The organism is Gordonibacter pamelaeae 7-10-1-b (genome assembly GCF_000210055.1).
Lineage (GTDB): Bacteria > Actinomycetota > Coriobacteriia > Coriobacteriales > Eggerthellaceae > Gordonibacter > Gordonibacter pamelaeae.
The window spans coordinates 456,140-458,600 of record NC_021021.1 but is presented as its reverse complement, the minus strand read 5'-3'; the positions used below and the strand labels follow the sequence as shown (position 1 = coordinate 458,600).

Annotated in this window: 4 protein-coding genes; 1 reads left to right on the top strand and 3 read right to left on the bottom strand. The window is 64.0% G+C overall.

Annotated features, from left to right (window positions below):
• The 3 genes from GPA_RS17220 to GPA_RS02130 all read right to left on the bottom strand — a co-directional run.
• The coding region (locus GPA_RS17220) for a P-type ATPase actuator domain-containing protein (RefSeq protein ID WP_041238812.1) at window positions 1-624 on the bottom strand (624 nt) is incomplete at its 3' end.
• Between the two features lie 124 nt (window positions 625-748).
• Window positions 749-967, bottom strand: coding sequence for a cation transporter (locus tag GPA_RS02135; RefSeq protein ID WP_015538806.1), 219 nt, complete (start codon window positions 965-967; stop codon window positions 749-751).
• Between the two features lie 99 nt (window positions 968-1,066).
• Window positions 1,067-1,465 (bottom strand): ArsR/SmtB family transcription factor, encoded by a 399-nt coding sequence (locus GPA_RS02130; protein WP_015538805.1) that lies wholly within the window; start codon window positions 1,463-1,465, stop codon window positions 1,067-1,069.
• A 723-nt stretch (window positions 1,466-2,188) separates the two neighbouring features.
• Between GPA_RS02130 and GPA_RS02125 the strand changes: the two genes are divergently transcribed.
• Window positions 2,189-2,461 (top strand): ATP-binding protein (locus tag GPA_RS02125; protein ID WP_167536585.1); only part of this gene is annotated, 273 nt, incomplete at its 3' end.

Genomic DNA, 2,461 nt, shown 5'->3' with positions numbered 1-2,461 from the left:
GTTGACGCAGCCCGAGATGATCTCGTCGCCCTCGCGCACCTCGCGCGGCACCGACTCGCCGGTGAGGGCCGCGGTGTCCAGCTGCGAGGAGCCGCGCACCACCACGCCGTCGAGCGGCACGCGCTCGCCGGCTTTGACGACGATCTCGTCGCCCACGGCCACCTCGTAGGGGTCGACCTGCACGAGCCGCCCGTCGCGCTCCACGTTGGCGAAATCGGGCGCGATGTCCATCATGTCGGCGATCGACTTGCGCGATTTGCCCACGGCGTAGCTTTGGAACAGCTCGCCCACCTGGTAGAACAGCATGACGGCCGCGCCTTCGGCCATGTGCGGGTCGCTGTCGGGGAACAGCACCAGCGCGAACGCGCCGATGGTGGCCACGCTCATGAGGAAGTTCTCGTCGAACACCTGGCCGTGGCCGATGTTCTTCGCCGCGCGCAAAAGCACGTCGTAGCCGGCGATGAGGTAGGGGACGAGGAAGAGCGCGAACTCCACCCAGAGCGCGGCTGTCTCGCTTCCGAGCCACGTGGCGAGCGGCATGAGCTCGGCGATCACGTAGACGACGGCGAACAGCGCGATGGCGAGGACGATGCGGTTCCTCGTTCGTTTCTGTTTCTTGTTCATCGATTTCAACTTTCGGTTCGGTCGAGGGCGCGGAACGCCGCCGGAGTGTTTCACGTGAAACATCCGTTCGTGAAAAGTGCGGCGAGCGCGCTCGTGCGCAGGCGCCCCCTCGATGGTCGGTGGGTTAACGCAGGATGACGCAATCCGGCTCGATCTTCGAGCAGGCGCGCTGCGCTTCGTCGAGCACGGCGTCGAAACAGTCGTCGTCGGCCTCGATCACGAGCTTCTGCGTCATGAAGCTGACCGTGGCGCTTTTCACGCCGTCGATGCCCTTGATGGCGTTCTCCATCTTCGCGGCGCAATTCGCGCAATCGAGGTCCTGGAGTTTGAAAGCCTTGCGCATGGTTCTTCCTTTCACGTGCGCCGCTGCCGGCGCTCTCCTGTTTTCGTCTTCCGGGCGAGATGTTTCACGTGAAACATCTGTACGTGTCGGTGGCGCTCGTCATTCGCAGATGTGGGTCATGCCCTGGGCCAGCATGGTGTACACGTGGTCGTCCGACAGCGAGTAGATGACGTTCTTGCCGTCGCGCTGGAACTTCACGAGGCGGGCCTGCTTGAGCGTGCGCAGCTGGTGCGACACGGCGCTCTGCGTGGCGCCGATGAGCTCGGCGATGTCGGCCACGCACCGCTCCGTGCCCATGAGGGCGTAGAGTATCTTGATGCGCGTGGTGTCGCCGAACACCTTGAACAGGTCGGCCAGGTCGTAGAGCAGCTCCTCGTCGGGCAACGAATCGGGCGGCTGGTCGGGCGAGGGATGCTCCGCGCTTCCGCACGCGCATCCGTGATCGTGCTCCGTCGTCGGGGCGGGCGCTTCGTTCGCTTCGTTTCGCTTTGATGTCATTTCAACCTCTTAACATATGAACAACTGATCATAAGTATACGAACCGGAAGGGAGCTGTCAAGAGGTTCGGGAGATTTTCTCCCAGCCAACGAAAAAACGAATCGCCGGAAAACGGCGAAAGGGAGCGGAGGGGTTGGGGTTGGGCCGGGAGGGGGGTGGAAGGGTGCTGGAAAAACGGCGGTCGATGAGCGGGAGGCAAGGAGGTCGCGGGAAAGATGTGCAAGAGAAAGAGAAAAAGAGGAGGGGGCACCTCTCATGGCGGGGGCTGTGGGTCGTCGGGATAGCGAACGAATGTTTCACGTGAAACATTTTTGGATGACGGGGCCCGGTGGTGCCAGCGCAGGGGACGGCCAGGCCGCCCGGGCGCCGTATTGTTGCAGAAAATGCAGGGGGAGTGCCCGCGGGGAGTAAGTGAGCAGGGGAGTGAAAAAAGAGGGATGGGGAGATGCGGTAACCGAGAGAGTCCTGCGGAACTGCCGAGCTACCGAGCTGCCGAGCCGAGGGGTCGCGGCGTTTCGGGGCTGTCGAACCGCGGCGAGAGGCTCCACAACCGTTTTTTCGCGAACCAAAAAACGGTTGGAGTGGGAAATGTTGTAAATACAACAGAAGAGAGGAGGTCGGGATGGTAGGCTTGCCTCGAATAGGAGCAAGCTCGGGCGCGGGCGGCGGTTGCGTGACGCAGGTTGCGGGCCCGCGGCAGGCGGGGAGACGGAGGAGGCGGAGATGATCCGTACGATCGTGGAGATAGACGAGGTTGCCTGCAACGGATGCGGGCTGTGCGCAGAAGCATGCCACGAGGGCGCGATCGGCCTGGTGGGCGGCAAGGCGCGGCTCCTGCGCGACGACTACTGCGACGGGCTGGGCGACTGCCTGCCGGCATGCCCGGCCGGGGCCATCTCGTTCGTACAGCGCGAGGCGCAGCCCTACGACAAGCAGGCGGTGCTCGCGGCGAAGGCGGCAGCAGGGTCCCCGGCCGATGGGTCGTCGGGGCATGCG